We start from the raw sequence: 26127 nt of genomic DNA, 5'->3' as shown, positions 1-26127 counted from the left end.
TTTGTGAGGACGGCTGGTGAAACGCTGAACCGCGGGGCGCGCCGCTGGCGGCGTGGAACGCAGTGAGAAGAATCTTAGAACACGATTCGCGCTATGTAAGCGCGGTGCGAAGTTTTTTCCCGGATGAGGATCCGACGGGCGTACGGCTTCCGCCCGAGCCATGCCATTCGTCGCGCGCACCGCGCAAACAGGAACCCGCTTGACCGACGCTCGCACGCACGCGCCCATGCCGCGCCCCATCGTCGTTTTCGGCGCGTTCGACCGCCATAACTTCGGCGACCTGCTGTTCGCTCACGTCGCCGAGCGGCTGATCCGCGAGCGTCGGCCCAACGCGCGGCTCGTCTTCGCCGGACTGGCGGCGCGCGATCTACGCGCGCACGGCGGGCATGGCGTCGCCGCGCTGGCGAGCGTCGCGGCGCGCTGGCGCGATGCGCCGGTCACGCTCCTGCACGCGGGCGGCGAACTGCTGACGTGCGACGCCTGGGAAGCCGCCGTCATGCTGATGCCGCCGGAAGACGCGCAGGCCTGCATCGCCCGTTACGGTGCGCGGGCGGACGAGCGCAGCGCGTGGGCGCGCGCCACGCTCGGCGTCGATGCACGCGCGCCCTATGTAATCGGCCGCGAGGCGTTTCCGCATGCGGCGTCGCTGTGTTTCGACGCGGTGGGCGGCGCCACGCTCGATGCCCGCGATCCCGACTTTCGCGCCGAGGTGCTGACCAAGCTGCGCGCCGCGGACGACCTGAGCGTGCGCGATGCCCGCACGCAAGCCATTCTCCGCGCCGAGGGCATCGCTGCGCGCCTCGTCCCCGATCCGGTGACGCTGGTCGCCGAACTGTTCGATGCGCGCATCCGCCAGCACGCGCGGGGCGCGGCCGTCGCCAACGTGCGCCGCGCATCTCCGCGCGGCTATCTCGCCGTGCAGTGCAGCGCCGATTTCGGCGACGACGCAACGCTCGCCCGGCTCGCGCGCCAGCTCCACGCGCTTTCGGCGGGCAGCGGCCTCGGCATAGCGTTCTTCCGGGCGGGCGCGGCGCCGTGGCATGACGACATCGCCGTGTACGGGCGCCTCGCCGCGCGCATGCGCCAGGGCGCCGCCATCCTCTTCGATTCGCTGAACGTGTGGGATATCTGCGCGCTCATCGCAGCAAGCGCCGGGTTCGTCGGGAGCAGCCTGCACGGTCGCATCGTCGCGATGGCGTATGGCAAGCCGCGCGTGAACGTGCTTCATCCCGATGACGCCGCCCGCACCGGAAAGCACACCGCCTATGCGCAAACCTGGGAGGGCGCGGGCGCCGCGCGCGTCGTGCCGATAGACGACCTCGAAGCCGCCGCGCGCGACGCGCTGAACGCCGAGGCGCACGCGCTGACGGAGCGCGCGTCGGCGCTCGCGCGGACGTATCGCGCGGGCGTGGCGCCGCTCACGCGCAAGCTCGTCGGCGAATGATCGGGCCGCGCGGCGGCATTTCCCGATCGCGCTGGCCGATGTTCCGTCCTATTCTTTTTGCCATCGACGTTGCGAACGCGCGGCGCGGCGATCGCCGACATCCGAACAATCGCTCAAGAAAAGGACGCGACACCATGACCGATCTCGACGGAATGCGCGTCGCCATCACGGGCGGCTTTGGCAATCTCGGCATGGCGACGGCGCGCGTGTTGACGCAACGCGGCGGGCGCGTCGCGCTGATCGCTCGCGGTGGCGCAAGAGACGGGCCGCCCGACGCCGCCTTCGCTGTGACGGGCATCGATCTGACCGATGCACGCGCCGCGCAACTCGCGCTCGACCAGATCGCGGCGCACTTCGGCGGCGTCGATGCGCTCGTGAACGCGGCGGGCGGCTTCTGCTGGGAGACGATCGCCGACGGCAGCGCCGATGCATGGGACGACATGTTCGCGGCGAACGTATCGACGGCGTTGCATGCATCGAAGGCCGCGCTCGCGCATTTCGGCGCGGGCGGGCGCATCGTCAACGTCGGGGCGGCCGCTGCGCTGAAGGCAGTGGCCGGCATGGGCGCTTACGCGGCATCGAAGGCGGCGTTGATGCGAATGACCGAAGCGCTCGCCGACGAACTCAAGGATCGCGGCGTGACGGTGAACGCGGTGCTGCCTTCCATCATCGATACGCCGCAGAACCGCGCCGATATGCCCAGCGCGGACTACGCCCGATGGGTGAGCGCGGAGGACATCGCGGGGGTCATCGCGTTTCTTCTGTCGAAGGACGCGCGGTGCATCACGGGAGCGTCGTTGCCGGTGACGGGACGGCTCTAGCGTCGCGCGCAACGCAACGGCATCGGCTTACCGCTCGCTCGACAACATCGTTCCGCGACACTCTTTCGCGAGACACCGGCACGCATACATCCGCTTGAGCGCGGCGGTGCGGCGTCCCTCGACCGTCAAGCAATAGTCGATGAAAAGTTCCTGCCCTTTACCGATGGGCACGATCGAACGGATGAACACGCGCTCGCCTTCCTGCTCGGCCTCGCAATTCGGCGCGCAACTGTGATTGAGCCAGCGCGCCGAATTGCCGCCGCGCGCGCCGTCGATGACGCGGCCATCGTCCAGTCCGAAGAAGAAGGTGTGACCGTCCTCCGCATTCGAGCGCTCGTAGGCGCGCTGCGCTTCCTTCCACGAAAGACGCTCGCCCTTGTATTCGAAAAGCAGCGTGCCGGCGGGCAGATCGGCCAGGGCAAAGACGCCGCGGCCGTGAACGGGAGAATGACGGACAGTGGTTCGGCGCATGTGTGGCGGATCGCAGTTTGACGGATTCGGGGTTTGAGTGCGGGCGTGAGCATCGCTATGATGACGCCGTCATGAATCGCCGTCACGCCTATGCCCGCAGTGTCCGCTCGCACGAGCACGAAACGCAAGCCGATGAAGCCCGCGAAGGGCGCACTCGCGCGCTATCGTAACCGCATCGTCGAGGTATTGGGAGAGGCGCGCGGCGAGCGCGTGATGATCCGCTCCATTCACGACGACGGCACCGAGCGGCGCACCGCGGTCAAATGGATGAACCTGCTTCCGCTCGATTCGGAACTCTTCTGACCGCGCCGACCGATCGCCTCATTCTTCGCTCATTCTCGCGTCGCAGAATGCCTTCATCGACGAACCGGAAAGAGGAGACTGCGATGAGGACGATCAGGAACATCACGCTGGCGCTCGCGTTGAGCGCGGGGCTGGCAACGGCGGCGCAGGCGCATCCGTTCATCGGCGTGGGCATCGTCGGCGGGCCGGTCTTTCCGGTCGCGTCCAGCGGACAAAGCGCGCCCCCGCTGCCCGTCTATCCGCACGCGGCCGTCTCCAGCCCGGCGCCTTTGCCGCCGGAAGCGCCGCCACCTTTCTACGCCGAGCCGGCTGTCGGCAACCTCGCGGCGATCATGGGCCATGCGCCGGGCGGCGGCGCCGTCGCGATGTGAACGCGCTTCACATGCACGCCAAAACGATTCGTTTGCGATAGCACGCGCGGCTGCGCTAGCCTCGATCGAAACCGTTGGGCAAAGGAGGCGCGCATGATCCAGCCAGTCGATCTCACCGCCATCGCGAACGCCGCGCGCGATGGCTATATGAACCGCGTCGTCGCGAGCGTGAACGATCACGACATCCACATCAGCGTGATGGACGCGCCCTACGCATGGCACATCCATCCGGACTCCGACGAGACTTTTATCGTGTTGGAAGGCACGCTCGTCATCGATTTCGATGACGGCGCGGCCGAACTCCGCGCCGGCCACATGCTGACGATTCCCGCGGGCGTGCGTCATCGCACCCGGCCGAACGGCGCGCGCTCGGTCAATCTGACCGTCGAAAAGAGGCACGCGACAACCGTCTTCTCTCACGACACCGAAGCATTGAAGTAAATGCTGCACGGCACATAGACGCCGCGCTTTCGGCGCATTTACTATTGAACTCAAGCCAGCTTTCCGCACGATTTCGGCACGATTAAGGAGCTTTCGGTTCCCTGTCGGTAGTCCTCAAAGGAGAGGTGTCATGAGAAAGGCTGGCCTATTCCGAGCGCTGGGCGCGACGCTCATAGCATCGACTTCGCTGCTATGCGCGTGCGGTCACGACCATAACGATTCCGGCCTTGCGCCGGCCAATGCAGCGGACGCGCCGCTCGCATCCGATCCCGCGTGCCAGAGCCTCACGCCCGCATCGCAGGGCGGGCCGCTTCCTCAAGGCGACACCGCCGTGCTGCGCTGGCTCGGCACGGCGAACTACGAGCTTGCGTATCACGGCGTCGTCGTCATCATGGACACGTATTACGAACGGCCCGCGCGCACGCCGTCGCTCGGCTTCACCGTATCGCAGGTGACGAAGGCGAACGTCATTCTCATCGGTCACGCGCATTCGGACCACATCAGCGACGTGGCCGCCGTCGCCGCGCAGACGAAGGCGCAGGTCATCGGCTCGGCCATCACGACGAAAGAAGCGCAAGTGCTCGGCGTGCCGGCCGCGCAGACCACGACCGTCAGCGGCAACAACACGGAGAAGTTCACTTACGGCGACATCACGATCAGTCCGACGCACATCATCCACAGCACGATCGAAGCGGGACTCACGACACAACTCGCCGCGCTCTACGCGCTCGATGCGCCGCCGCTCACCGCCGCCGAACAGCAGCAGCACGACGCAGTCGCGGCACGCGGATCGAGCGATCCGAACATCGTCACGCAAGGCACGATGGGCTTCACGTTCACGTTTCCGAACGGCTTCAGGATCGTGTGGTTCGACAGCGTGAGCAACCCGAGCCCCGAGGAGTTGCAGCTCGCGACGAGCGTCGCGCCGGGCGTCGATGTCGGCATCTTTCCGTGGACGCCGCATCCGATCGCGGAGACGCAACTCGGCTTCACGTTCCAGCATTTGCAGCTCTTCAAGCCGAAGCTCTACTTGCCGGACCATCACGACGCGATCTGGGGCGCATGGCTCGATAATGGCCTCTCGCCGCTTTTCATGAAAATCCGCGATGAACTTCCCGGCACCAAGTACGCGGAGCCGCTCTATCGTTCGCCGATCTGCATTCGCACGACGGGCAATAATCGCGACGATTTTTATATGGGCGGGACCTGAAATGCCGTTTCTGCTTCTTTCTTGACGACGCGCGGCGCCATTTCCGGCGCTGCGCTCGCCGGCGCACGACCCGGCTTGGCAATTGCTGGAGTTCGAGCAGCGGCTTTCCTTTCCTGCGTGAAATTTCCGGCGGCTAGCGCGTGCGTCCGTTCGAATGGCGAGACATTCGAGCGGGCGGGCGCGTCTCGCACGCGACCGGTCATGAGCGCCTGGAATGACGCGCTCTCAACTGGTGATTCCCGTGACGCATATGAGTGGCAGACGCCCCAAGCTCGTTTATTTTCCAACGCGTGTCGTCGCGCCGACACCCGGCGCAACCGCAAGCGATTTCCAGATTTATGCGTCGTATCGCGGCAGCGCGGCGAGCGGCTATTACGGCACGTTGAAAGTGGTGCGAAAAACGGACGGACGGCTTTTATTTCCGTTCGACGGAGCGGATACGCTCGGGCCTTATGCATCGAAATCGGACGCGATAGAAGCGGCGCAACGCCGGGGCAACGAAGTCGTGCAGGCCGATCTCGCGCGCCCCGAGCTTTAAGGCGGCTCAGCTCCCAACGACTGAAACGTTGTCATGGTTTGCCGCTCCGCCAAGCGGCAAACGCGGTCAAGCGGGATCGCGTCTTGCTCTGCGATAGCTTCGGATGGACGCGCGTTCGCTCGGCTACAGACTGAGAAACCATGACGATTCGACTCAGCGATGCATGCAGGTCACGCCTTTTTCGCGTGACATTGACTGCGCCCGTTCAGGGCGTGGCCTTCCTGATGGCGGACAGCCGGGAAGCCGCGTGGCGCATGAGCAAGACGGCGATTGCCGTGCTCAATAGCATCGTCATCTACGACGTCGCGTTGACGGACGTGCATTCGTTCAGCGAACTCGTGACCCAGGGCGCCGACGACGACGAAGACATGCGCGTCTTCGAGACCGGGCGCGGTAGTGCGGGCGATATCCAGTGGGCCGACGCGCCTTACTTCCTGACCAACGATTCTTCGCTGCTCGGCAAGTGGGCGGAACTGCGCGCGGAGTTGGCTGCGAACATGGCGCGCTCGGTCATCAAGCGCGCGAAATAGTGACAGTGACGAGAAACGGGCGGCGCGGCGAAAGACTCAGGCGGCGACGCGGCGGCTCTGTCTTTCCTGCGCATCGGCGGCGGCGGAACCGAGCGCCGAATCGAGCAGCGCGAGCTTGCGCTGAAGCATCGTGACGCGTTGACTTTGCGACGGAACGAGATCGTACTCGCTATCCAGTTGCGCGACGCGCATGTCCCAATAGCGCGTGGGCAGACGGCCGGGCGCCGTGCCGCCTTCGACGAAGCTCGCGAGAATCAATTCCAGGTGTTTGAGTTCGCGTTCGGCAAGTTGGGCAGAGCGGCGCTGTCGGTAGCCTGGATTTGCATGGAGGGCTCTCATTGTCGTATTCGTCCGGCGTAATTCAAGAAGCTAAAGATAGAGCAAAGGTCATACCTTCCGCGGCGTTTGCTTCGCGAAAAGTTGTTTCCTTTTGAAACCGCCCCGCCTGGTAAGGCTTGCGCGAGGGTCCCGAGTGTTCGCATTCCCACACAGACCTGGAGCGTTCCCGCGCAGACAACGTTTGCGGGCCTTTTGGCTGCATAGCGCAAACACGCAAACTTTTCATCGGTATTTTCCTTTATTCAAACTCCGCGCTGGGTCTGGGGTTTGCTCCATCGAACGAAGTCATTAACAAAGCCGAAGCATTTATTCAAATGCGAATGATTTCGATCGGTTCTCGATAAATAAGCGAGGTGTCCACCCCAAAACGCGAACGCCTTAATCCGCAACATCACTCGAAGCGAACAGCCGCAATCGCTGAACGCGCGACGCTCAATTCAAACGCAATACACAATGAACGACACTACTGGCAGCGTCGCCACCCGCGCGCGCAAACCGCTGGACCGCGAGCTGGAAACCGCTCTGCGCAAAGTCTTCGGCTTTCCCCATCTGCGACCCGGACAGGATGAAGTCATCCGCAGCGTGCTCGATGGCAACGACACGCTCGCCGTCATGCCGACGGGCGCCGGCAAATCGCTTTGCTATCAGTTGCCCGCGCTTCAGCTCGACGGCATGACGGTCGTGGTATCGCCGCTTATTTCTCTCATGCGCGACCAGGCCGCGAAGCTCGTCGAAGCGGGCGTCGCGACAGCGGTCATCAACAGCACGCTCACGACCACCGAAGAACGCGAAGCGATGGAAGCGATGACGGCGGGCCGCATCCGCATTCTGTTCGTCACGCCCGAGCGTCTCGTCAACGCGGAGTTCACCGCGACGCTCACGGGCAAGGACATGCCCGCGGTGCCGCTCGTCGTGATCGACGAGGCGCACTGCATCTCGCAGTGGGGCCACGATTTCCGGCCCGCCTACGTCGAACTGATTCACGCGGTGAAGACGCTCGGCCGCCCGCCCGTCCTCGCGCTCACCGCGACCGCGACGCCCGATGTCGTCGAAGATATCGTGCGCGAATTGCAGATGCGGCACGCGAACGTGATCCACACGGGCGTGTATCGCGACAATCTGCATTTCTCCGTCGAACAGTTGACGAACCCCGAGGACAAGCGCAAGCGCGCGATCGAACTGGCCAGCACGCTCGAGGGCAGCGGCATCATCTATTGCGCGACGGTGGCGGAGTGCGAGGCGCTGCATGCGGCGCTCGTCGAGGCGGGCGTCGCGGCGGCGCGCTATCACGGCAAGCTCTCGGCCAACGCGCGTTCCGAGGCGCAGGACGCGTTCATGGCCGACGGCGTGCGCGTGATGGTGGCGACCAATGCGTTCGGCATGGGCATCGACAAGCCCGACATTCGCTTCGTGCTGCACGCGCAAGTGCCGGGCAGTCTCGACGCCTACTATCAGGAGGCCGGGCGCGCGGGCCGCGACGGCAGTCCCGCGCAATGCATCCTGCTCTTCGAGCTGAAAGACAAGCAGGTTCAGCAGTTCTTTCTCGGCGGCCGCTATCCGAATCCCGAGACGATCCGGCGCGTCGCGGAAGCGGTGCGCGACCTTGCGCGCGAAACATCGACGCAAACGCTCGAAAAGCCGCTGGAACGCCTGCGCGAAGCGTTGCCGCATGTCGGCGTGAACAAGCTGCGCGTGGCCGCGACCCTGCTCAACGACATCGGCGTGACGCGCAGGACGCGGCGCGGCGGCATGAAGCTGATCGACGACGGCGGCGCCATCGCGCAACTCGACGATGCCGCGCAAGGCTACGCCGCGCGTGCCGGGCGCGACCGCGCGGTGCTGGAACGCATGATCACCTATGCGCAGAGCGCGCGTTGCCGCTGGCGCATTCTGCTCGACTACTTCGCCGCCGATGACGACGACACCCACGCGCCCGATGCGAGTAAACCGAAAGTGAGCTACCGCGCGCCCGACGACGAACTCGAAGGCGGCCAATGCGGTTCGTGCGATAACTGCCTGCATCCGCCGGAAGTGACCGAAAGCCCGCGCGAGATGCGCGAACAGGCGCTGTCGCAGCAGCACGAAGAGCAGGAGAAGGCGGCTCCGAAGCGAAGCGCACACGCGTTCGCGCAGGGCGAGCGCGTGCGCGTGCGGCGCTATGGCGAGGGTGTCGTGGAGATGGTGAGCGCGGATCGCGTGGCGGTGCGCTTTCCGGACGACGAAACGCGCACCTTCATCGCGCGCTATGTGAAGCGCGCGGCCTGAACGTCGATGCGGGGCGTCAGGTGTTCGTCGGTTCGCCCGGATCTTCGACGCCCTTCTCGATGTTGTCCTTCTGGTCGCCGTAGTCCTTGCGATTCGCGCCGTTGGTGATTTCCACGTCGCCCTTCAGCTTGCGGTCCTCGTTGCCGGTCACGGTGCCGACGGCCGTATCGACCCAGCCTTTCACCTGCTCCTTGATGCCTTCTTTCTGATCCTTGTTCATGATGTTCTCCTTTCAGGAAACGACATAACGCATGCTGCTTCGAGCACGCAACGCCTATGCCCGGAAACGGGCGCGCGCGTTGCTGCGGCTGTCGTTCGTGCGAACTCTTTGAGGAGCTGACGATGAAAGCAGTCGTATTCCATGGCGTAGGAAACATTTCGCTCGACAACGTCGCCGATCCGGCGATCCAGCACGATCACGATGCCGTCGTCAGGCTCACGTCGAGCGCCATCTGCGGCACGGACCTGCATATGGTCCGCGGCACGCTGTCCGGCATGGTGCCGGGCACGATTCTCGGACACGAAGGCGTCGGCGTGATCGAGGAAGTGGGCAAGGGCGTGCGCAATCTGAGGCGGGGCGATCGCGTGCTGATTCCATCGACGATATCGTGCGGATGCTGCGCGTATTGCCGCGAGGGTTACACCGCGCAATGCGATCTCGCCAATCCGAACGGGCCGTCCGCAGGCACCGCGTTCTTCGGCGGACCGAAGACGACCGGCCCGATCAACGGCCTGCAAGCCGAATATGCGCGCACGCCGCTTGCCAACGCGAGCCTCATCAAGCTGCCCGATAACGTCGATGACGACCGCGCCATTCTGCTGTCCGATATCTTCCCGACCGGCTACTTCGGCGCGCAGCTCGCGCAAGTGCGTCAGGGCGATACGGTTGCCGTGTTCGGCGCGGGACCTGTCGGGCAATTCGCGATCGCGAGTGCGTGGATGATGGGCGCCGGACGCGTGATCGCGGTGGATCGCCTCGCTGATCGTCTCGACATGGCGCGTGCGCAGGGCGCGGAAACCGTGAACCTCGAGGAGGAAGATCCGGTGCAGGCGATTCTCGAACTGACCAACGGCATCGGCGTGGATCGCGCGATCGATGCGGTCGGCGTGGATGCAGTGCATCCGCAAGGCGGACCGGCTGCATCGGCGGAAAAGGCTAAGCAGGCCGAGCAGGAAAGCCGCACCGTCACGCCCGAGCGCAACGAGGACGGCGGCAACTGGGTGCCGGGCAATGCGCCGACGCAGGCGCTCGACTGGGCCGTGGAAGCGCTCGCGAAAGCAGGCTCGCTTGGCGTGATCGGCGTCTATCCGCCGAATGACCGCTTCTTTCCGCTCGGCGTCGCGATGAACAAGAATCTCGCGATCAGAATGGGCAACTGCAATCATCGCGCGATCACGCCGGCGCTCATCGAGCGCGTGAGCAACGGATCGTTCGATCCGCTTCGCGTATTGACGACGCGCGAGCCGATGATGAACGTGATCGACGCATATAAGGCGTTCGATTTGCGCCAGCCGGGATGGATCAAGGTGAAGCTCGACCCCGCGGCATGAGCGATGCATAAAGCGAAGTGAATGCGGGGCGGCTTCCTCTCGCGAAGCCGCCCCATGTCCTCAGGCTGCAACTCGGTGTCAAACACTTCAGACGCCTAAATATTATCAAGCACCTTGACGCGGATAAACCCCGCTGCCTGCAAAGCACTTCTCCAGAACGCAAAGGAATCACGTCGCCCATGCGCAACACTCGAAGTCTTCAATGAGTTTGCCAAAGGACACTAAGCGCTTGAGGCTAAAGCATTATCAGCGGGCCGAGCATTCGCCTTGCATTTTTAGCAATAGATTCTTTCCGCGCAAATCGCGCGGAATGCAGCGACGCAGCGAAGAGGCTCGCTTAGAGTGTGTCCAGTTTTCCGAGGATGAACGCATCGCCTTGGGAAGCCTTTGCTCTAAACAGGACACACGGCAATCATGAAAAAAACTCTCCTCATTGCGGGCGTGCTCGGCGCCTTCGCTGCATCGGCTCAGGCGCAAAGCAGCGTCACCTTGTACGGCATGCTCGATGCGGGCCTCGTCTACACGAACAATTCCGCCGGGCATAGCAATTGGCAGCAAGGCAGCGGTTCCGTCTCCGATACGTATTTCGGCTTGCGCGGCAGCGAAGATTTGGGCGGCGGGTTGCACGCGCTTTTCAGACTGGAGAGCGGCTTCAACCTGAACAACGGCGGCTTCAATCAGGACGGCATGTTCAACCGTCAGGCGTATGTCGGCTTGCAAAGCAATCAATACGGCGCGGTCACGCTCGGCCGTCAGTACGATTCGATGGTCGATTTCCTCGCACCGCTCTCCGAAGCCGGCGCGGGCTATGGCAACAACCTGAGCGCGCATCCGCTCGACAACGACAATCTCGACAACTCGATCTCGATCAAGAACTCGGTCAAGTATCAGAGCGCGAATTACGGCGGTTTCAAGTTCGGCGGCCTGTACGGTTTCAGCAACGATGCCGGCCAGTTCGCGAACAACCGCGCATGGAGCGCGGGCGCTTCGTATAACAACGGTCCGCTCAACTTCGCGGCGGCTTACCTGCAAACGAACAACTCGCGTAACTTCAACACGGGCGGCGCGGTGTCGGCGGGACAAAGCGACAAGACGAACCTGACGGCCGATCTGCAGCGCACGTTCGGCGCGGGCCTGAACTACGCATATGGCCCCGCGACGGTCGGCTTCGTGTGGACCAACACGCACTACGACAACCTGATCGCGGCATCGGAAGGCGGCGCGGCGTTCGCCATTCCGAGCGGCACGAACCTGCATCTGAATAACTTCGAAGTGAATGGCCGCTATGCGCTGACGCCGGCCCTGAATCTCGATGCGTCGTACACGTACACCGACGGCAAGATCAGCGGTTCGAACGGCTCGGGCGATCCGAAGTGGCATACGGTTTCGCTGCAAGCCGATTACTCGCTCTCGCGCCGCACGGATGTGTACGTCGAGGGCGTGTACCAGCATGCGTCGGGTCAGCTCGGCAATGCGGGCGCGAACGTCGCGATGATCAACACGCTGTCTCCGTCCACGACGCAGAATCAGGTCGCGGCGGCGGTTGGGTTGCGGCACCGGTTCTAAGCGTTAAGCATCGGGCGTCAGGTAATGCGAACGGCCGCGATCGTTATGATCGCGGCCGTTTGTTTTTTTGGCGCTTTGGGCTCCGCATTTCGCGCAATGCGGATGAATAAGCTCAATCGGGAAGCGAGATGTCGCTGCATCCATCGACTGGACGCGAGACGCGCAAACGATCACTTATAAAGGTGACATACGTGCTGAAGTTGCTACAAGCGCGCGCGGCGCGTCGGTTGATGGAGAACCGGAACAGTCGGTCGAAGTCTCGCCGGCCCTGTTCGATCTGTTCGGCGGTACAGCAGTTATTGGGGCATTCGGAACCAAGAGTGACTTCCGCCCGCTGACCGCTCGGATTAAAGAATCTTCGCGGCTCCTCCACGCAACATGCACACTCATGCGCCCTCTTTGATTGCGAGGAAATCGAATTCAACGGCTATCGCGAATCCCGCTGTCGGATGCAAGTAGACAACATGTTGAGCCGTCCGTTTGCCGCGCAACGATTGCTTCAGAAGGCGCTGGGCGATTGCATTGACCTCCGTGTTGGGCTGAACCTCCTCCATTGATAGCACGATGTTGACGGTGCCACCATTCTCGATGCCAAGGCGAGTCATGCCTGCGAAGGCGATCGAAACACGACGATCAGCAAGGCTTAGAACCAGCGTCAACGTGTCAGGACAGGTGGATGCCTCATTGCCTTGCAATGCAATGCTGTCCACATACCAATCGTGAAAATAGTCGAACGCTTTCAGCGTCACATCAATGTCATTCACCGCTTACCTCAACGAGGAAAAATCGATACCGGCCAGCCTTGGTCGCGAGAAGTTCCGTCCCAATTGTGCGCATGCGGGTTCGGCTGTCCGTGATGAGAATCGAAGTCGATGTCGACCGCTGCCGATCCGTCAGGACCAAACATGCGCCATTGCTTTTTCATGCCCGGGCCACTTTCGACCCACGAGTTTGGATCGCCGCTCAAGCTGGGAAGCCCGGCGACATCGATCGCATCGCCATCTGGCGTTCCAGGCGCGTATTCAAAGGGCTGCGCGTCGCCGAGCGACAATCCGCTGTTGCTGTCGTCAGTATCGCTGAAGCTCCTGAGCATCGAATTGCCGTCGTCATCGACGCTCGAAGCCGCGCCACCGAACGCAGCCCCGGCTATTGTCCCCGCCGCGCCAAGCAAGTCAGAACCGCTTTCGCTACGACGCCCGCCGAGAAGAGCGCCCGCGCCCGCTATGGTCGCTGCTGCGGCCGCGGCTGGAACCGGAACGTAGGGCGAGTCATCGGCAAAAGACCCGTCCGCGTTGAGCGGTAAGTACTGACCGTTGCGGACCCCGAAGATGGTCGGCTTAGGGTCAGGTGCTCGCTTCGGCCAGCTTTGCGGTGCGTATTGCCGGCTAACCCGCCGACTGCCGCGCCAAGCACGGTCGATCGCGGGAATGAGTCGGCCATCGCGTACCGCATCGCGATAGATGCGCGTCAGGCCGTCTCCATCGACTGGACGCGAGACGCGCAAATGATCACTTATAAAGATGACATACGTGCTGAAGTTGCTAGAAGCACGCGCGGCGCGTCGGTTGATGGAGAACCGGAACAGTCGGTCAAAGTCTCGCCGGTCCTGTTCAATCTGTTCTTCGCGCTCCTTGCGTGCTTTCTGCCGCTCCTCGAAGGAAAGATTCCAACCGCGATCAATGTCCTGCAAGTCGCGGGCGGGTACGAGCGAACATTGCCAGCCCCTCGGGAGTGGCAACCGCAGCGCGTTGTATGAGAATCCCCAATTGGGAAAAGACATGTCACCCCCAACGTCAACAGGAGTGCAAATGGTATCGGACGGCAATGCGACGTCCGGAAGTGCATCTCAGAAAGGAAGCGTTGGCACGATCATGTTTGCGCTCCGAATTTGAACGCTTGCGCGGGAGCCTGGAGCCTTCGGGTGATGAACGCGAGCCGAAACGCGCGCGAGCGGCTCCAGTCGTTCGCCGTCGGCCAAAAAGGCATTCCGGCATCGGGGGCCCGTCGGGTGAAGGCTTCCCGTGAGCCTGATCGGAGGCACCCGGACCGCACACCAACGCGCTTTTAGCCAACACAGTATCCGCGGACCGAAGTTGATTGCCAGGACATCCATCGCGTGCACGAAGCGAGTGAGCTCCGGCAGGTAGCCGCGGCCTTTCGTCCTTCGACGAATGAAACAACGCCAGCCCCTACTTCCTCTCCTTCTCCGAACGCTTCACCAACTGCCCGATGTCATGTCCCGCGCCGCCCGTCCCCGCCGCAAGACGCGCGAGCGCCGACGCGGCCGTATCCCGCCGCACGCCGCTCTCGGGGCGAAACTGTCTCGGCAGGGCCATGAAGAAGGCCGCGCCCTCGTTCGGCACGCCTTCCGCCCACGCCTTGCCGCCGTGCCGCTCGATGATGCGCCGCACGTTCGCCAGCCCGATGCCCATGCCGGGAAACTGCTCGTTCACATGCAGCCGCTGGAACACGCCGAAGAGCTTGTCGACGTAACGCATGTCGAAGCCGATGCCGTTGTCGCGCACGAAGTACACCTCGTGGTCCGCGAGTTCACCCGTTCCCGAATAGGCGCCGACTTCGATCACCGGCTTCTCGCGCTGCGCACTGAACTTCACCGCATTGGCGATGACATTGCCGAACGCCACATGCAGAAAGACATGATCCGCTTCGACAGCGGGCAGCGCTTCCACGCGCCAATGCACGCGCGATGAGCTGTGCTCGTCGATATCGTTCTGGATGATCGCGTGCACGAGCGCATGCATGTCCACCTTGTGCGGACGCAGCGACGCGCGGCCCAGTTGCGCGAACGACAGAAGATCGTCGACGAGCCGCCCGCCGAAACGCGCCGATGTCACGACGCGGTCGAGATAGCCGCGCCCGCGTTCGGAGAGCTTGTCGCCGTCGATCTGGCGCAGCAGGTCAGCGAAGCTCACGACATGTCTCAGCGGCGCGCGCAAGTCGTGCGACACCGTGTACGAGAAGCCCTCGAGTTCGTGATTCGCGCGGCCGAGTTCGGTCGCGAGTTGCGCGATTTCCTCGGCGCGTCGGAGCACGATGCCGAGCATCGCCGCGCGAAACTCCAGCGCGATCTCGCGCTCGGCGGCGCGCCAGGCCAGCGAGCGGTTGCGCACGACATCGGTCCATGTATCGAAGCTCTCGCGCGGCGAAAGAGACGCGGCGAGGCCCGTCAGCTTCGCGCGCGGATCGCCCGCCCATTGGATCGTCTGCACGACTTCACGCCGGAACCAGATCACGTAGTTGCGATAGATCTTCGAGATCGACACGGCGAGAAAGCCCGCGATCTCCGATGTATCGCCAAGCGGCGGACACGCTTCCGATGCGCGGTCCGACATCACCACATCCTCGCTCTGATTGTCGAGCCAGTCGACGAGCGCGGTCACGCTCTGTTCGTTCGGCGTCACGCCGATGAGCGACGTGCGTCCCTCGAAGATCACCGCCGCGCCCGAGGAGCGCGTGAAGCCGAGCAGATCGGGCGCATCGTCGACGAGCGCCTCGACGAAGCTGTCGGTATTGGCCATCGACGAAAGCAGCTTCGAGAGCATGCGCCGCAATTCGAGGCGATAGTGCGCTTCGGCCTGCGTTTCGCGCGCCTCGATTTGCAGCGAGACGATCTGCGCGACGTGCTCGCACGCGGTGCGGACTTCGAACGGCGGCAGGCGCGGCGTCGCGTGATGGCAGGAGATGAGGCCCCAGAGCTTGTCGTCGACGAGAATGGACATCGACATCGATGCGAGCGTGCCCATATTGCGCATGTATTGCAGATGCACCGGCGAGACGCTGCGCAGCGACGCATGCGTGAGATCGGTCGGGCGGCCCGTCGTCGGATGAAGCGGCGGGATGAGCGGCGCGGCTTCGTAGTTCGCGTTCGAGATGAGACGGATGGGATTGCGCCGGTACAACTCGCGCGCCTGCGCCGGAATGTCCGACGCCGGAAAGTGCTGGTTGAGATAGGACGGATAGCCCGGCTCGATGGCTTCGGCGAGGACGTGGCCGTGGCCTTCGTCGTCGAACTGATAGACGAGCGTGCGGCCAAAGCCGGTGATGCGCTGAATCTCCGTTGCGGCGAACTGGCAAATCTGCTCGACCGTCCGCATGGATTGCACCTCGGTGACGAACGAGCGCACGAGCGGATACATGGTCGAGAACACGTCGGCGGTGTCCTGCGCCGGTTCGACTTCGACGAAGAGCAGCCCGTCATGACGATGCACGACGAGGGCCACCGGCCCGTTATGCGCCCACTCTTCGATGCGCACGTTGCCCGCGTGAATCGCCGAGCCATCGCGCGTGAGCTGGCCGAACGCGGCACGCGCGCGCTCGCTTGCATGCCGGCCGAGCACGATTTCGAGCGGCTGGCCGAGGCACGCTTGCGCGGACCGGCGCGCGATGGGTTCGATATTGCCGCTGATCTGCAGAATGACGCCTTCGGCATCCACGCTGAGAAGCACGCCATGCGGTTGAATGCCGCCGGGAATATGAATCGGTTCACGCGCGCATTCGGCATGAGCGTTTACATCTATCGCGCCGGCAACGGTGATGTCGGGAGTTGAGGTTTTGTCCATCGTCGTGTGAGAGAAGCGGCGTCGCGCGATTCGGTACGCACGGCGAACGTCGAGGTGTGCACGAATTCGACGGCGTCCGCGCGAAGAAAAATCGTGCTTGGCGACGATGGAGCGAATCGGTCCATCGGCCTATTCATGAAAGGCCGAGGACCGATGCAGACCAAGAAGGCTGACGGAGAAACGGGCGCGCTTAAACCGCCTTGCCGGAGCCGAGATCCGCGCCCGTGACCGGATCGGCGGTCGGGTCGGAAGCGGTGCGCGTCGCCATGTTGGTGAGCGCATCCTTCTCCACTTCGGTGACGTTCACGCTCGCGGTGCCGTCGCCGCCATCGACTGCCGGTTGCGGCGCTTCGACATATTCCCAGTCGCCGCCTTCGTTCCACGGCCCGCGCATGTCCTGGCCCTGCGACATGTTGAAGTACACGCTCGCGAACTCCGGCTTGCCCGGCAGCTTGCCTTGCGGAAAGTTCGGCTGAATCGAATGCAGCGCCTTTTCGAACGACTTCTGGTGCGCGATCTCGCGCGTCATCAGAAAGCCGAGCGCGTCCTTGATGCCGGCGTCGTCGGTCACGTTGATAAGACGCTCATAGACGATCTTCGCGCGCGCTTCCGCCGCGATGTTCGAGCGCAAGTCGGCAGTCGGCTCGCCGATGGTGTCGATGTAAGCCGCGGTCCACGGCACGCCCGCCGAGTTGGTGAGCGGCGTGCCGGCGCCATACAGGATTGCGGTGGTGTGCGAGTCGTTGCCGTTGCCGGTCATCGAACGGTAAAGCTCGGCTTCCTGTTCGACCGCTTCCGCGAGCGCGCCCTTCGCGCCCTTGTTCAGCATCGCGACGATATTGCCGATGATCTCCAGATGACTCAGCTCTTCGGTCGCGATATCAAACAGCATGTCCTTGCGGCCCGGATCGTCTTCGGTAACAGCTTGCGTGAAATAGCGCATGGCGGCGGCAAGCTCGCCCTGCGGTCCGCCGAACTGCTCGAGCATCAGATTGGCGAGACCGGGATTCGGCGCGGAGACGCGCACGGTGTATTGCAGGCGTTTGTTGTGTACGAACATGGCAGGCTCCTTCGATGAGAGTGCGGAAGTTCAACAAGCGATGTGGGGAAGCGCCATCGGGCGTCCCAGGCTCATGGCCCGGATGGGCGCAATGAAGTGGTAAGCACTGGGTATTCCCAACCGCATGCCGCGCCGTTGGATTTTTCCAATCGCGGCGATAGGGGCGCATTCGCGCGAGCGGGGTCGGCAAGCTGCCGAGGGAACGCGCGTTGCTGGAAGCGGCCTACGGTCGCCGCCTCTCACTGCCGACCGGTACGACGCGCGACACGACCCCTCACTCCCGCTGGAGGCAAGCAATGAAAGCGCTGATTTGGCAAGGCAAGAAGGACATCCGGTACGAGACGGTTCCGGATCCGGTCATCGAGCATCCGCGCGATGCCATCATCAAGGTATCGACGTGTGCGATTTGCGGATCGGACCTGCATCTGTTCGACGGCTTCATGCCTGGCATGGAATCCGGCGACATCATGGGCCACGAGTTCATGGGCGAAGTGGTGGAAGTGGGCAGCGGCAACAGCGCGCTGAAAAAGGGCGACCGCATCGTCGTGCCGTTCACCATCACCTGCGGCGAATGCGATCAGTGCCGGCGCGGTAACTTCTCCGTGTGCGAGCGCAGCAACCGCAACAAGGATGTCGCGGACAAAGTCTTCGGCCACACGACAGCGGGACTCTTCGGCTACACGCATCTGACGGGCGGCTATCCCGGCGGGCAGGCCGAATACGTGCGCGTGCCGTTCGCCGACCAGACGCACGTCAAGATTCCGGACGGCCTCACGGACGAGCAAGTGCTCTTTCTCGGCGACATCTTCCCGACCGGCTGGCAGGCGGCCGTGCAATGCGACATCGAGCCGACGGACACGGTCGCGATCTGGGGCGCGGGGCCGGTCGGCCAGATGGCGATTCGCAGCGCCGTTCTGCTCGGCGCGAAGCAGGTGATCGTGATCGACCATGTGCCCGAACGTCTCGCGATGGCGCGCGCGGGCGGCGCGATTCCGATCAACTTCAAGGAAGAAAGCGTGCTCGAACGCCTGCGCGATCTCACGCAGGGCAAGGGGCCGGAGAAATGCATCGACGCGGTCGGCATGGAATCGCATGCGACGCGCTCGATCGACGCCATTTACGACCGCGCGAAGCAGGCCGTGATGCTGGAGACGGACCGCCCGCACGTGCTGCGCGAAATGATCTACGTGTGCCGTCCGGCGGGAACGCTGTCGGTGCCAGGCGTGTATGGCGGACTCATCGACAAGATTCCGTTCGGCGCTTCGATGAACAAGGGTCTCACCTGGCGCATGGGGCAGACGCACGTGCGGCGCTGGACCGACGATCTTCTGAAGCGCATTCAGGAAGGCCAGATTGATCCGTCGTTCGTCATCACGCACACGGTGTCGCTCGCGGACGGCGCGCAGATGTACAAGACGTTCCGCGACAAGGAAGACGGCTGCATCAAGGTCGTGCTCAAGCCCTGAGCGCGTCGCGGCTTCGTGCGGCTCGGTGCGGCTCGGTGCGCGCGCGCGCGTTCGTCGCCGGCGCGATATAGTCGGCGGCCAACATCAAACCGCACCGGAGAAGTCGACGTGAGAACGCGCACGCGCCGCGCATGACGCGAGTCCTCGCTCGGATGCGGCGCGCCGCGTCCTTTGTCGCGATGGCGGCGGCTGCATCGCTAGCGATCGGCGATGCAGCGGCGCAGTCCTATCGCGATGTCGCGCCGATTGCGCCGCCCGCCGCCGCGCGTCCGCAGGCGGACGCGCCGCCGTCCGAACCGCGCGACGACTCGCAGGCCGTCGCGGTGGCGGCGCTGCGCGGCATCGCGTTCGCACGCGCCGGTGCCGCCGCCACGTTCGCCGATCAACGACAATCCGCCGCCGCCGACGCGATTACGTCAGCGAGCCTTCCGCTGCTCGATGCCGCATTCCTCGCGTCGTTCACCGCCGATCTGAATCGGCCGCTCACCTTCGCGCGCCTCGCCGAAATCCGCCGCGCCGTCGTCCAGCGGTATCGCGACGCGGGCCAGCCGCTCGTCGATGTCTACGTGCCCGAGCAGGACGTGAGCGAGGGCGTGGTCACGATCGACGTCGCCGAGTTCCGCGCGGGGCGCGTGATCGCGAAGGGCAACCGCTATTTCTCCGATGCGCTGCTCGCGCGCGAGATGCCGCTTGCAGCCGGCGAGCCGATCCGCGAGGCCGATGTCGCGTCCGGTCTCGCGCTGCTCAACGCGAATCCGTATCGCCGCGTCGATGTCATCTACGCGCCGGGCGCCGCGCAGAACACCACCGATGTCGTCCTGCAGACCGAAGACCGCCTGCCGCTGCGCGTGTACGGCGGCTACAACAACGACGGCGTGCGCGCGCTCGGCCGCGACCGCATCCTCGCGGGCTTCGACTACGGCAATCTTTTCGGCGCGGATGCGCGCATCGGCTACCAGATGACGGCGAGCAACGACCTCGTCTCCGGCAATCCCGCCATTGAAGGCAGGCCCGACCGCGCGCGTTTCATCGCGCACGCGTTCAACATGACCGCGCCGCTGCCGTGGATGGACCGCGTCGAACTGTTCGGCGTGTTCGCGCAAAGCACGCCGCGCCTGCCGGACAGTTACGGGCAGACCGGCCTCAGTTCGCAACTGAGCCTGCGTTACGACCGCCGTCTTCCGCCGCTCGACCGCGCGGGCGCGTGGGAGCAGCAGATTCAGCTCGGCTACGACTTCAAGCGCTCGAACAACAACCTCGAATTCGGCGGCTTTCAGGTGTTCAACGCGAACACGCACATTCACCAGTTCGTGCTCGCCTACGATCTCACCAACACCGACGCATCCGGCGAAACGCATCTGAACGCGTCGCTCTATGCGAGCCCCGGCCATCTCGACGGCAGCAACAGCGACGAAGCCTTCGATTCCGCGCGTCTCGGCGCGAAGCCGCGTTATCAATATCTGCAACTGTCGGCGCAGCGCGATCTCGCACTCGGCGGCTCGGGCTTCTCGCTATCGGCGCGGGGATTGTTTCAGTGGACCGGCAACACGCTTTTGCCGAGCGAAGAACTCGGGCTTGGCGGCGACGCCACCGTGCGGGGCTACGAACCGTATGCGGCGCAGGGCGATCGCGGCTGGAACGTGCAGACGGAACTGCGCTCGCCCGCCATCGCGCTCGGCGTCGCGGCGATGCAGCCGTTCGTTTTCTTCGATGCGGGCCACGCGTGGAACCGCATCCCGCAGGCGGGCGAGATCAACGACGCGTCGCTCGCGAGCGTCGGCGCGGGCGTCCGCTTCCAGATGGGGCGCTTCGTGAGCGTGCGCGGCACCTTCGGATTCCCGTTGAAGGCGGTGACGCCGAACGGGTCGAAGGCGCCGCTGGGGCAGGTATTCGTCGTGATCGGGAGCTAGGCCGCGCCCGGTCTCAACGCTGCTGCTGCCACTGAAGGACCGGATGCGTCGCGCCGGCCGGCATCGCCCATGCGCCGCCCGCGCCGAAGTTCCACGACGCGAAGCTCGCCTGCGCGCCCATCTGCGCGGTCGAAAGCCCGTTGGCATCGGGCGGCGCGGTGCCGCCGAAGTCGCTGCCCGCAGCGCTCGTGCGCGTCGTCGTCTGACGGTTCCAGTAGACGTCGCTGCCGACGGTGCCTTCGTTGATCGCGACGATGCCGCCATACGGCGAGCCGGGCGGCTGGCCGCCGCCGACTTGCCCCACCGCGAACGACTGGTCGATCACGCCGGTGCTGGCGTTGTCGTAGACGAGGCCCGCATCGCCGCTCAGCGCGCTCGTGCTGCCCGTCGCATACGACTGAGTGATGTGGCCGGCGTTATACGCGACGAGACCGCCCGCCGATCCGTGCGATCCGCCGCCCATGCTGCCCGTCGCATACGATTGCGCGATGGTGCCCGTATTGACGCCCGCGAGCCCGCCCGACCCGCCCTGATAGCCCACGTCCGCGCTGCTCGACGAGCGTTCGATCCTGCCGTTGTTCACGCCGACGAGCCCGCCGTTGCCCATGCTGCCGAAGCCGCCCGCCGTGACTTCGCCGGAACTCGACGCATGCGCGATCAGGCCGTCGTTCTGCCCCGCGAGCAGGCCGAACGCGGCGAAGTCGACGCCGCTGCTCGCGCCGTTCGTCAGCGCGATGTTGCGCACCACGCCGGCCGATCCGATCACGCCGAACATGCCGACATAGCCGGACGACGACGTATCGGTGACGGAGAGCTTGTCGATGGTATGGCCGAAGCCGTCGAACTGGCCGGTGAACGGCGTGCCGGGCGTCGCGCCGATGGGCGCGAACGCGTTCGGATAGGCCGTCGCGCTGGCGTCGATGTCGCGGCCGAGCGCGTAGTTGCCCGCGAGGTTCTGCGAAACCTGGCCGAGGTCGGCTAGCGTGTTGGCGAGCTTGTACGCGGTGACTTGCGAGACTTGCCCGCTGTACGGCGCGGCGGTCCATCCGGCGTGCGTGAGCAGCGTGCCGGGCGCGTAAGTGCCGTTCATGTCGTACAGCGCGCTGACGATGCCCGTGCTCTTCGACCAGTCGATGACGCCGCGATTCGTCACGCTGCCGCCGTTGTCGATGCCGTTGGCATCCGCGCGCAGGGTGAGATTGCCGCCGCCCGTGTTCGCGATGGCCGATCCCGGCGCGATCGTCACGTCGTGCGCCGCGCCGAACGTGAGCGACGCGTTGCCGTTCCATCGCACGCTCGCGTTCGCCGTCACGTCGCCGGCGGATTGCGCATCGACGGACGTGCCGTTGCCGAGGCTGCGCGAGAGCGCGGTCGCCGTCGCGCCGTCGATGGTGAAGGTCGGCGCGGCGAGCGTCCATTGGCCCGCCCGCACGTCCGCGCCCGCGACATCGAGCGACTTCGCGCGCGTCTCGACGCTGCCGCCGCTGCCATTCGCGTTCGCCGCTGCGATCTGGCCGTTCGCGTGCACCGATCCCGCGTCCGCGACGAGCCACACATGGCCGTCGCGCGTCGCCGTGCCGGTCGCGCGGATCGCCGCGCTGTTGCCCGCGAGCGCGTAGACGTTGCCATCGGCGGCCTGGAGGCTCGCCTGCGCTGCGCGGATCGCGCCCGCGTTCACGACCGCGCCGCCGCTGCCCGTCTGCACGAAAACTTGCTGCGCGCCCGATGCATCGTGCAGCAGGACTTGCGCGCCCGTCGCGAGTTCGGCGGAACCCTTCGGCGCGTCGATGCTGCCGCCGTTGACCACCGCCGTGCGCGAGACGAGAAACACGTCGCCGCCGCTCGATCCGATCTTGCCGAGATTCACCACGACGCCACGGCCGTCGCCTGCCAGCGTGAGCGCGCCGCCGTTCATGAAGGCGTCGTTCGTCACGTCGAGTGACGACGCGACGAAGCGCCCGCCCGTCGCGACCACGCCGCCCGGCCCGACGAGCACGCCTTGCGGATTGATGAGGTAGACGCTGCCGGTTGCGCTCAGGTGGCCGAGAATCGTCGACGGATCGCCGCCCGTCACGCGATTGAGCGTCGCACCGCTGCCGTTGTTGAACGTCACCTGACGGCCGCTGCCGATGGAAAAGCTCTTCCAGTCGATGACGCCGCGCGTCGATGTCTGATCGATGACGAGCGACTGAGCGCCGCCGCTGATCGATCCGCTGCCCGCCGCGAACTGCCCGCCCTTGGGCAGCGGCGGCGCGGCATGCGCGGAGGAAAAACCCGCGAGAAGCGGCACGATGATCGCGAGCGGGCGAAGCCGCAAGGAACGGCCGAGTGTGCCGAACGAAACGTGACTGCCATGCATGCATCCTCCGGACTGCGTCGATTGTTATGTCGTCATGGCCGCTGACGGTGGTGAGCCGCTGCCATCCAACCGGCAACTGAGGCGCGAACATCGACGTCCGAGCAGGCGCGACGATGGTAGCAACGCCACCGGACGCGCGAGTGTGGGATTCCGCACATTCGTTCGGCCTAAAAGTCAGACGCAACGCGGCGCGTCGTGATAAACGCGCATGCGGCATGCGGGTATGACGGTTGCACGCCTTGACGAGTCACCGTCATCGAAAGGAAGACTCGACGATGCCTCATCTGTGCGATGTATGCGGCGCGCGTCCGGCCACCGTGCGGCTCGCGGTGCTGCGCGATGGCCGCCGGCATGTCCTGGACGTATGCGACTTCCACTATGCGCAGCTCACGCGGCACCAGCGCGCGCTTTCGCCGTTCGAAGCGCTGTTCGCGAGCGGCGACGCCGGGCAGCCCGCCGCGCCCGCCGAACGGGTTTCGGCCGAACGCGCGACCGGTGCCGAAGGCGTGGGTCTCGAGCGCTACCTGAGCGACGGCGCGAAGGAAATGCTCATGCGCGCCGCGGAACGCGCCGTGCAGTTCGGCCGCGCCGAAGTGGATACCGAGCACCTGCTTTACGAACTCGCCGACAACGCGGTGATCCAGTCGATGCTCAAGAGCATCGGCATCGATGCCCGCGACATCCGCAGTTTCATCGACGCGAACGCCGAACGGCGCGAAGGCGCGCCGCCGCCCGCGCGCGGCATGATCGGCGTGTCGCCGCGTCTCAAAGCGCGCTCGACCGCGCGTTCATCGCGTCGCGGCAGCTTCGGCACAGCTATGTCGGGCCGGAGCATCTGCTGATCGGCTTGTCGGAAGTGCCGGACAGTTTCGCGGGGCAACTGCTCGGCAAGATGAGCGTCGATGCTCACGCGCTGCGGCGTCTCGCCACGCAGACGGTCGGCGCGGGCGGCCCGCCGCGCGGCGATGGGCCGCCTTCGCGCACGCCGCATCTCGACAAATTCAGCCGCGATCTGACGGCGCTCGCGCGCGAAGGGCATCTCGATCCGGTGATCGGGCGCGCGGGCCGGAATTCGGCGCGCGCGAGTTGCGCAGGCAGATTCGTCAGTTGATCGAGAACGCGCTCGCGAAGGAGATGCTCAAGGGCGATGTCGCGGAAGGCGCGCGCGTCCTGTGCCGCTACGATGCGGATACGCGGCGCATTGTCTTCGATGCCGGGCGCACGGCCGCCGCCGAACTCGGCACGCCGCCTACGCCGTGATGACCGCGATCAGTGAGACGGGCGTCGCCGGTCCATCAGTTCGACGACGCACGCGTGGTAAATGCGCTGGACGAGCGCGGTGTCGTAATCGAGATCGTCGCCCTCGATGATCCGTTCCACCGCGTTGCGTCCGGCTTCGGTGTCCAGGAGCGGACAAAAGCGCGTGGCGAGCGCCTGCGCGGTAACGGAGAGCTTCGCGGTCTCGATCCAGTCGGCGGCGCGGTGATGCCGGTCGAGCCAGCGATGCGCCGCGCGCACCTGAAACGACGCATCCGGCCACGCGCCTTCGAGATAGAACGCGCCGAGAAAGCCGCATGTGAGCCAGCAGAGGAGATGCACCCGATCGTCGGGTCCGAGGGGATAGCGGACTTGACTCATATGACGCCCCCATGAAACAACGACGCGCGACCGGATGAAGATAGCACGCACGAACGCGCGCCGCGGCGTCGGCGCGCGCGCGTCAGTCTTCCTCGAACAAGTCGCGATACTGATGCGGCTGCGAGCGCAGATACTGCTTCGGCGCGCGCACATGCGCGCCGAGTTGCGCCGCCGCATGCCACGGCCAGCGCGGATCGTAGAGCGCGGTGCGCGCAAGCGCGATCATGTCGGCGTCGCCCGTGCCGACGATGCCTTCCGCCTGCTCGATGCCCGTAATCAGCCCGACGGCCACGACCGGCATCTTCGCGGCTTCCTTGACCGCGCGCGCGAGCGGCACCTGATAGCTCGGACCGACGGGAATCTTCTGCGCCGGATCGAGACCGCCGCTCGAGACGTGGATCGCATCGCAGCCGCGCGCGTCCAGTGCGCGCGCCAACGCAATCGTCTGCTCGATGTCCCAGCCGCCATCGACCCAATCCGTGCCGGAGACGCGCACCGTCACCGGGCGATCCTCGGGAAACGCGCCGCGCACGGCATCGAAGATTTCGAGCGGAAAGCGCATGCGGTTTTCGAGCGAGCCGCCGTATTCGTCGTCGCGCCGGTTCGATAGCGGCGAGAGGAACTGATGCAGCAGATAGCCGTGCGCCGCGTGAATCTGAATGAGGTCGATGCCAAGGCGCGCCGCGCGCTTCGCGGACGCGGCGAACGCGTCGCGGATGCGCGCGAGCCCGGCGCGATCGAGCGCGACGGGCGGCGTTTCGTCTGCTTCATACGGTACGGCCGAAGGCGCCTCGGTCTGCCAGCCGTGCGCGTGGTCCGGCGCGAGTTGCGCGCCGCCTTCCCACGGCACTTCCGTCGATGCCTTGCGCCCGGCGTGGCTCAACTGAATGGCAATCGGCATCTCCGACCAGCGGCGTATGCCTTTGAGCGTGCGCTCGATGGCGGCTTCAGTTTCGTCGTTCCAGAGGCCGACATCCGCCCAGGTGATGCGGCCTTCGGGCAGCACGGCCGTCGCTTCGATGGTGAGCAGCGCCGCGCCCGATAGCGCGAGTTGTCCGAGATGAATGAGGTGCCACTCGTTCATGCAGCCGTCTTCGGCGGAGTACTGGCACATCGGCGCGATGACGATGCGGTTCGCCAGTTCGAGATTGCGCACGCGCGTGGGGGTGAAGAGTGCGGGTTGGGACATTCGGTTCTCCTGTTCCTGGCTGGCTGAATGGGTGGAACGGAGCAATCGGTATTCCGGTGCGACGCTTCCATCAAG

24 protein-coding genes and 1 pseudogene are annotated in these 26127 nt (G+C 64.9%); 15 read left to right on the top strand and 10 right to left on the bottom strand.

Annotation, left to right across the window (positions count from 1 at the left end):
- Positions 1-199 precede the first annotated feature (199 nt).
- Both LDZ27_RS21210 and LDZ27_RS21205 read left to right on the top strand, forming a co-directional pair.
- A complete protein-coding gene (locus tag LDZ27_RS21210) occupies positions 200-1444 on the top strand; it encodes a polysaccharide pyruvyl transferase family protein (RefSeq protein ID WP_370653474.1) in 1245 nt (414 codons plus the stop codon).
- 134 nt (positions 1445-1578) lie between these two features.
- Complete coding sequence (locus LDZ27_RS21205; protein ID WP_244817763.1) at positions 1579-2265, top strand: SDR family NAD(P)-dependent oxidoreductase; 687 nt, start codon at positions 1579-1581, stop codon at positions 2263-2265.
- A 27-nt stretch (positions 2266-2292) separates the two neighbouring features.
- Here the strand turns inward: LDZ27_RS21205 and LDZ27_RS21200 are convergent, their stop codons facing one another.
- A complete protein-coding gene (locus LDZ27_RS21200) occupies positions 2293-2736 on the bottom strand; it encodes an SET domain-containing protein (RefSeq protein WP_244817762.1) in 444 nt (147 codons plus the stop codon).
- 132 nt (positions 2737-2868) lie between these two features.
- Here LDZ27_RS21200 and LDZ27_RS21195 point away from each other — a divergent pair, with 132 nt between their 5' ends.
- The 6 genes from LDZ27_RS21195 to LDZ27_RS21170 all read left to right on the top strand — a co-directional run bounded on the left by LDZ27_RS21195 (position 2869) and on the right by LDZ27_RS21170 (position 6129).
- Positions 2869-3039: a hypothetical protein gene (locus LDZ27_RS21195; RefSeq protein ID WP_244817761.1), complete on the top strand. Its 171-nt coding sequence runs from the start codon at positions 2869-2871 to the stop codon at positions 3037-3039.
- Between the two features lie 83 nt (positions 3040-3122).
- Positions 3123-3410 (top strand): hypothetical protein, encoded by a 288-nt coding sequence (locus tag LDZ27_RS21190; RefSeq protein ID WP_244817760.1) that lies wholly within the window; start codon positions 3123-3125, stop codon positions 3408-3410.
- Between the two features lie 93 nt (positions 3411-3503).
- Positions 3504-3851 carry a cupin domain-containing protein gene (locus LDZ27_RS21185; RefSeq protein ID WP_244817759.1) on the top strand — a complete coding sequence of 116 codons (348 nt, stop codon included), beginning with the start codon at positions 3504-3506 and terminating at the stop codon, positions 3849-3851.
- 130 nt (positions 3852-3981) lie between these two features.
- The gene (locus tag LDZ27_RS21180; RefSeq protein ID WP_244817758.1) at positions 3982-5061 is read left to right on the top strand and encodes an MBL fold metallo-hydrolase; all 1080 of its coding nucleotides are present in this window, start codon (positions 3982-3984) and stop codon (positions 5059-5061) included.
- 214 nt (positions 5062-5275) lie between these two features.
- Complete coding sequence (locus tag LDZ27_RS21175; RefSeq protein ID WP_244817757.1) at positions 5276-5599, top strand: DUF6723 family protein; 324 nt, start codon at positions 5276-5278, stop codon at positions 5597-5599.
- Positions 5600-5739: 140 nt separating this feature from the next.
- On the top strand, positions 5740-6129 hold the full coding sequence (locus LDZ27_RS21170) for a hypothetical protein (protein ID WP_244817756.1): 390 nt from the start codon (positions 5740-5742) through the stop codon (positions 6127-6129).
- 36 nt (positions 6130-6165) lie between these two features.
- On the opposite strand, the gene LDZ27_RS21165 is transcribed toward LDZ27_RS21170, so the two are convergent.
- On the bottom strand, positions 6166-6468 hold the full coding sequence (locus LDZ27_RS21165; protein WP_244817755.1) for a hypothetical protein: 303 nt from the start codon (positions 6466-6468) through the stop codon (positions 6166-6168).
- 453 nt (positions 6469-6921) lie between these two features.
- Here LDZ27_RS21165 and LDZ27_RS21160 point away from each other — a divergent pair, with 453 nt between their 5' ends.
- Entirely contained in the window at positions 6922-8733 is a 1812-nt protein-coding gene (locus LDZ27_RS21160) for an ATP-dependent DNA helicase RecQ (RefSeq protein WP_244817754.1), read from the top strand.
- Between the two features lie 16 nt (positions 8734-8749).
- Here the strand turns inward: LDZ27_RS21160 and LDZ27_RS21155 are convergent, their stop codons facing one another.
- Positions 8750-8953 (bottom strand): CsbD family protein, encoded by a 204-nt coding sequence (locus LDZ27_RS21155; protein ID WP_244817753.1) that lies wholly within the window; start codon positions 8951-8953, stop codon positions 8750-8752.
- 122 nt (positions 8954-9075) lie between these two features.
- Between LDZ27_RS21155 and LDZ27_RS21150 the strand changes: the two genes are divergently transcribed.
- Together LDZ27_RS21150 and LDZ27_RS21145 are read left to right on the top strand one after the other, a co-directional pair.
- A complete protein-coding gene (locus LDZ27_RS21150; RefSeq protein ID WP_244817752.1) occupies positions 9076-10284 on the top strand; it encodes a zinc-dependent alcohol dehydrogenase in 1209 nt (402 codons plus the stop codon).
- A 414-nt stretch (positions 10285-10698) separates the two neighbouring features.
- A complete protein-coding gene (locus LDZ27_RS21145) occupies positions 10699-11850 on the top strand; it encodes a porin (protein ID WP_244817751.1) in 1152 nt (383 codons plus the stop codon).
- A gap of 386 nt (positions 11851-12236) precedes the next feature.
- On the opposite strand, the gene LDZ27_RS21140 is transcribed toward LDZ27_RS21145, so the two are convergent.
- The 4 genes from LDZ27_RS21140 to LDZ27_RS21125 form a co-directional block, all read right to left on the bottom strand.
- Positions 12237-12614, bottom strand: a complete 378-nt coding sequence (locus LDZ27_RS21140) for a hypothetical protein (RefSeq protein WP_244817750.1) — start codon at positions 12612-12614, stop codon at positions 12237-12239.
- Between the two features lie 8 nt (positions 12615-12622).
- Positions 12623-13540, bottom strand: coding sequence for a hypothetical protein (locus tag LDZ27_RS21135; protein WP_244817749.1), 918 nt, complete (start codon positions 13538-13540; stop codon positions 12623-12625).
- Positions 13541-14039: 499 nt separating this feature from the next.
- Complete coding sequence (locus LDZ27_RS21130; protein ID WP_244817748.1) at positions 14040-16430, bottom strand: ATP-binding protein; 2391 nt, start codon at positions 16428-16430, stop codon at positions 14040-14042.
- A 190-nt stretch (positions 16431-16620) separates the two neighbouring features.
- Positions 16621-17490: a manganese catalase family protein gene (locus LDZ27_RS21125; RefSeq protein WP_244817747.1), complete on the bottom strand. Its 870-nt coding sequence runs from the start codon at positions 17488-17490 to the stop codon at positions 16621-16623.
- Positions 17491-17786: 296 nt separating this feature from the next.
- Here LDZ27_RS21125 and LDZ27_RS21120 point away from each other — a divergent pair, with 296 nt between their 5' ends.
- A complete protein-coding gene (locus tag LDZ27_RS21120; protein ID WP_244817746.1) occupies positions 17787-18956 on the top strand; it encodes a zinc-dependent alcohol dehydrogenase in 1170 nt (389 codons plus the stop codon).
- A 131-nt stretch (positions 18957-19087) separates the two neighbouring features.
- Positions 19088-20866, top strand: coding sequence for a ShlB/FhaC/HecB family hemolysin secretion/activation protein (locus tag LDZ27_RS21115; RefSeq protein ID WP_370653473.1), 1779 nt, complete (start codon positions 19088-19090; stop codon positions 20864-20866).
- A 13-nt stretch (positions 20867-20879) separates the two neighbouring features.
- On the opposite strand, the gene LDZ27_RS21110 is transcribed toward LDZ27_RS21115, so the two are convergent.
- On the bottom strand, positions 20880-23225 hold the full coding sequence (locus LDZ27_RS21110; protein ID WP_244817745.1) for a filamentous hemagglutinin N-terminal domain-containing protein: 2346 nt from the start codon (positions 23223-23225) through the stop codon (positions 20880-20882).
- Between the two features lie 275 nt (positions 23226-23500).
- Between LDZ27_RS21110 and LDZ27_RS21105 the strand changes: the two are divergent.
- Positions 23501-24288, top strand: a pseudogene (locus LDZ27_RS21105) (Clp protease N-terminal domain-containing protein); the annotation flags it as partial.
- Between the two features lie 23 nt (positions 24289-24311).
- Positions 24312-24485 carry a hypothetical protein gene (locus tag LDZ27_RS21095; RefSeq protein ID WP_244817742.1) on the top strand — a complete coding sequence of 58 codons (174 nt, stop codon included), beginning with the start codon at positions 24312-24314 and terminating at the stop codon, positions 24483-24485.
- Positions 24486-24494: 9 nt separating this feature from the next.
- Here the strand turns inward: LDZ27_RS21095 and LDZ27_RS21090 are convergent, their stop codons facing one another.
- On the bottom strand, positions 24495-24863 hold the full coding sequence (locus tag LDZ27_RS21090) for a hypothetical protein (RefSeq protein ID WP_244817741.1): 369 nt from the start codon (positions 24861-24863) through the stop codon (positions 24495-24497).
- Positions 24864-24945: 82 nt separating this feature from the next.
- Positions 24946-26052, bottom strand: coding sequence for an NADH:flavin oxidoreductase/NADH oxidase (locus tag LDZ27_RS21085; RefSeq protein WP_244817740.1), 1107 nt, complete (start codon positions 26050-26052; stop codon positions 24946-24948).
- Positions 26053-26127 lie beyond the last annotated feature (75 nt).

The sequence above is a fragment of the Caballeronia sp. Lep1P3 genome (assembly GCF_022879595.1).
Lineage (GTDB): Bacteria > Pseudomonadota > Gammaproteobacteria > Burkholderiales > Burkholderiaceae > Caballeronia.
Note: the sequence above shows the minus strand (reverse complement) of the source record. Positions and strands in the feature narration are given on the sequence as shown.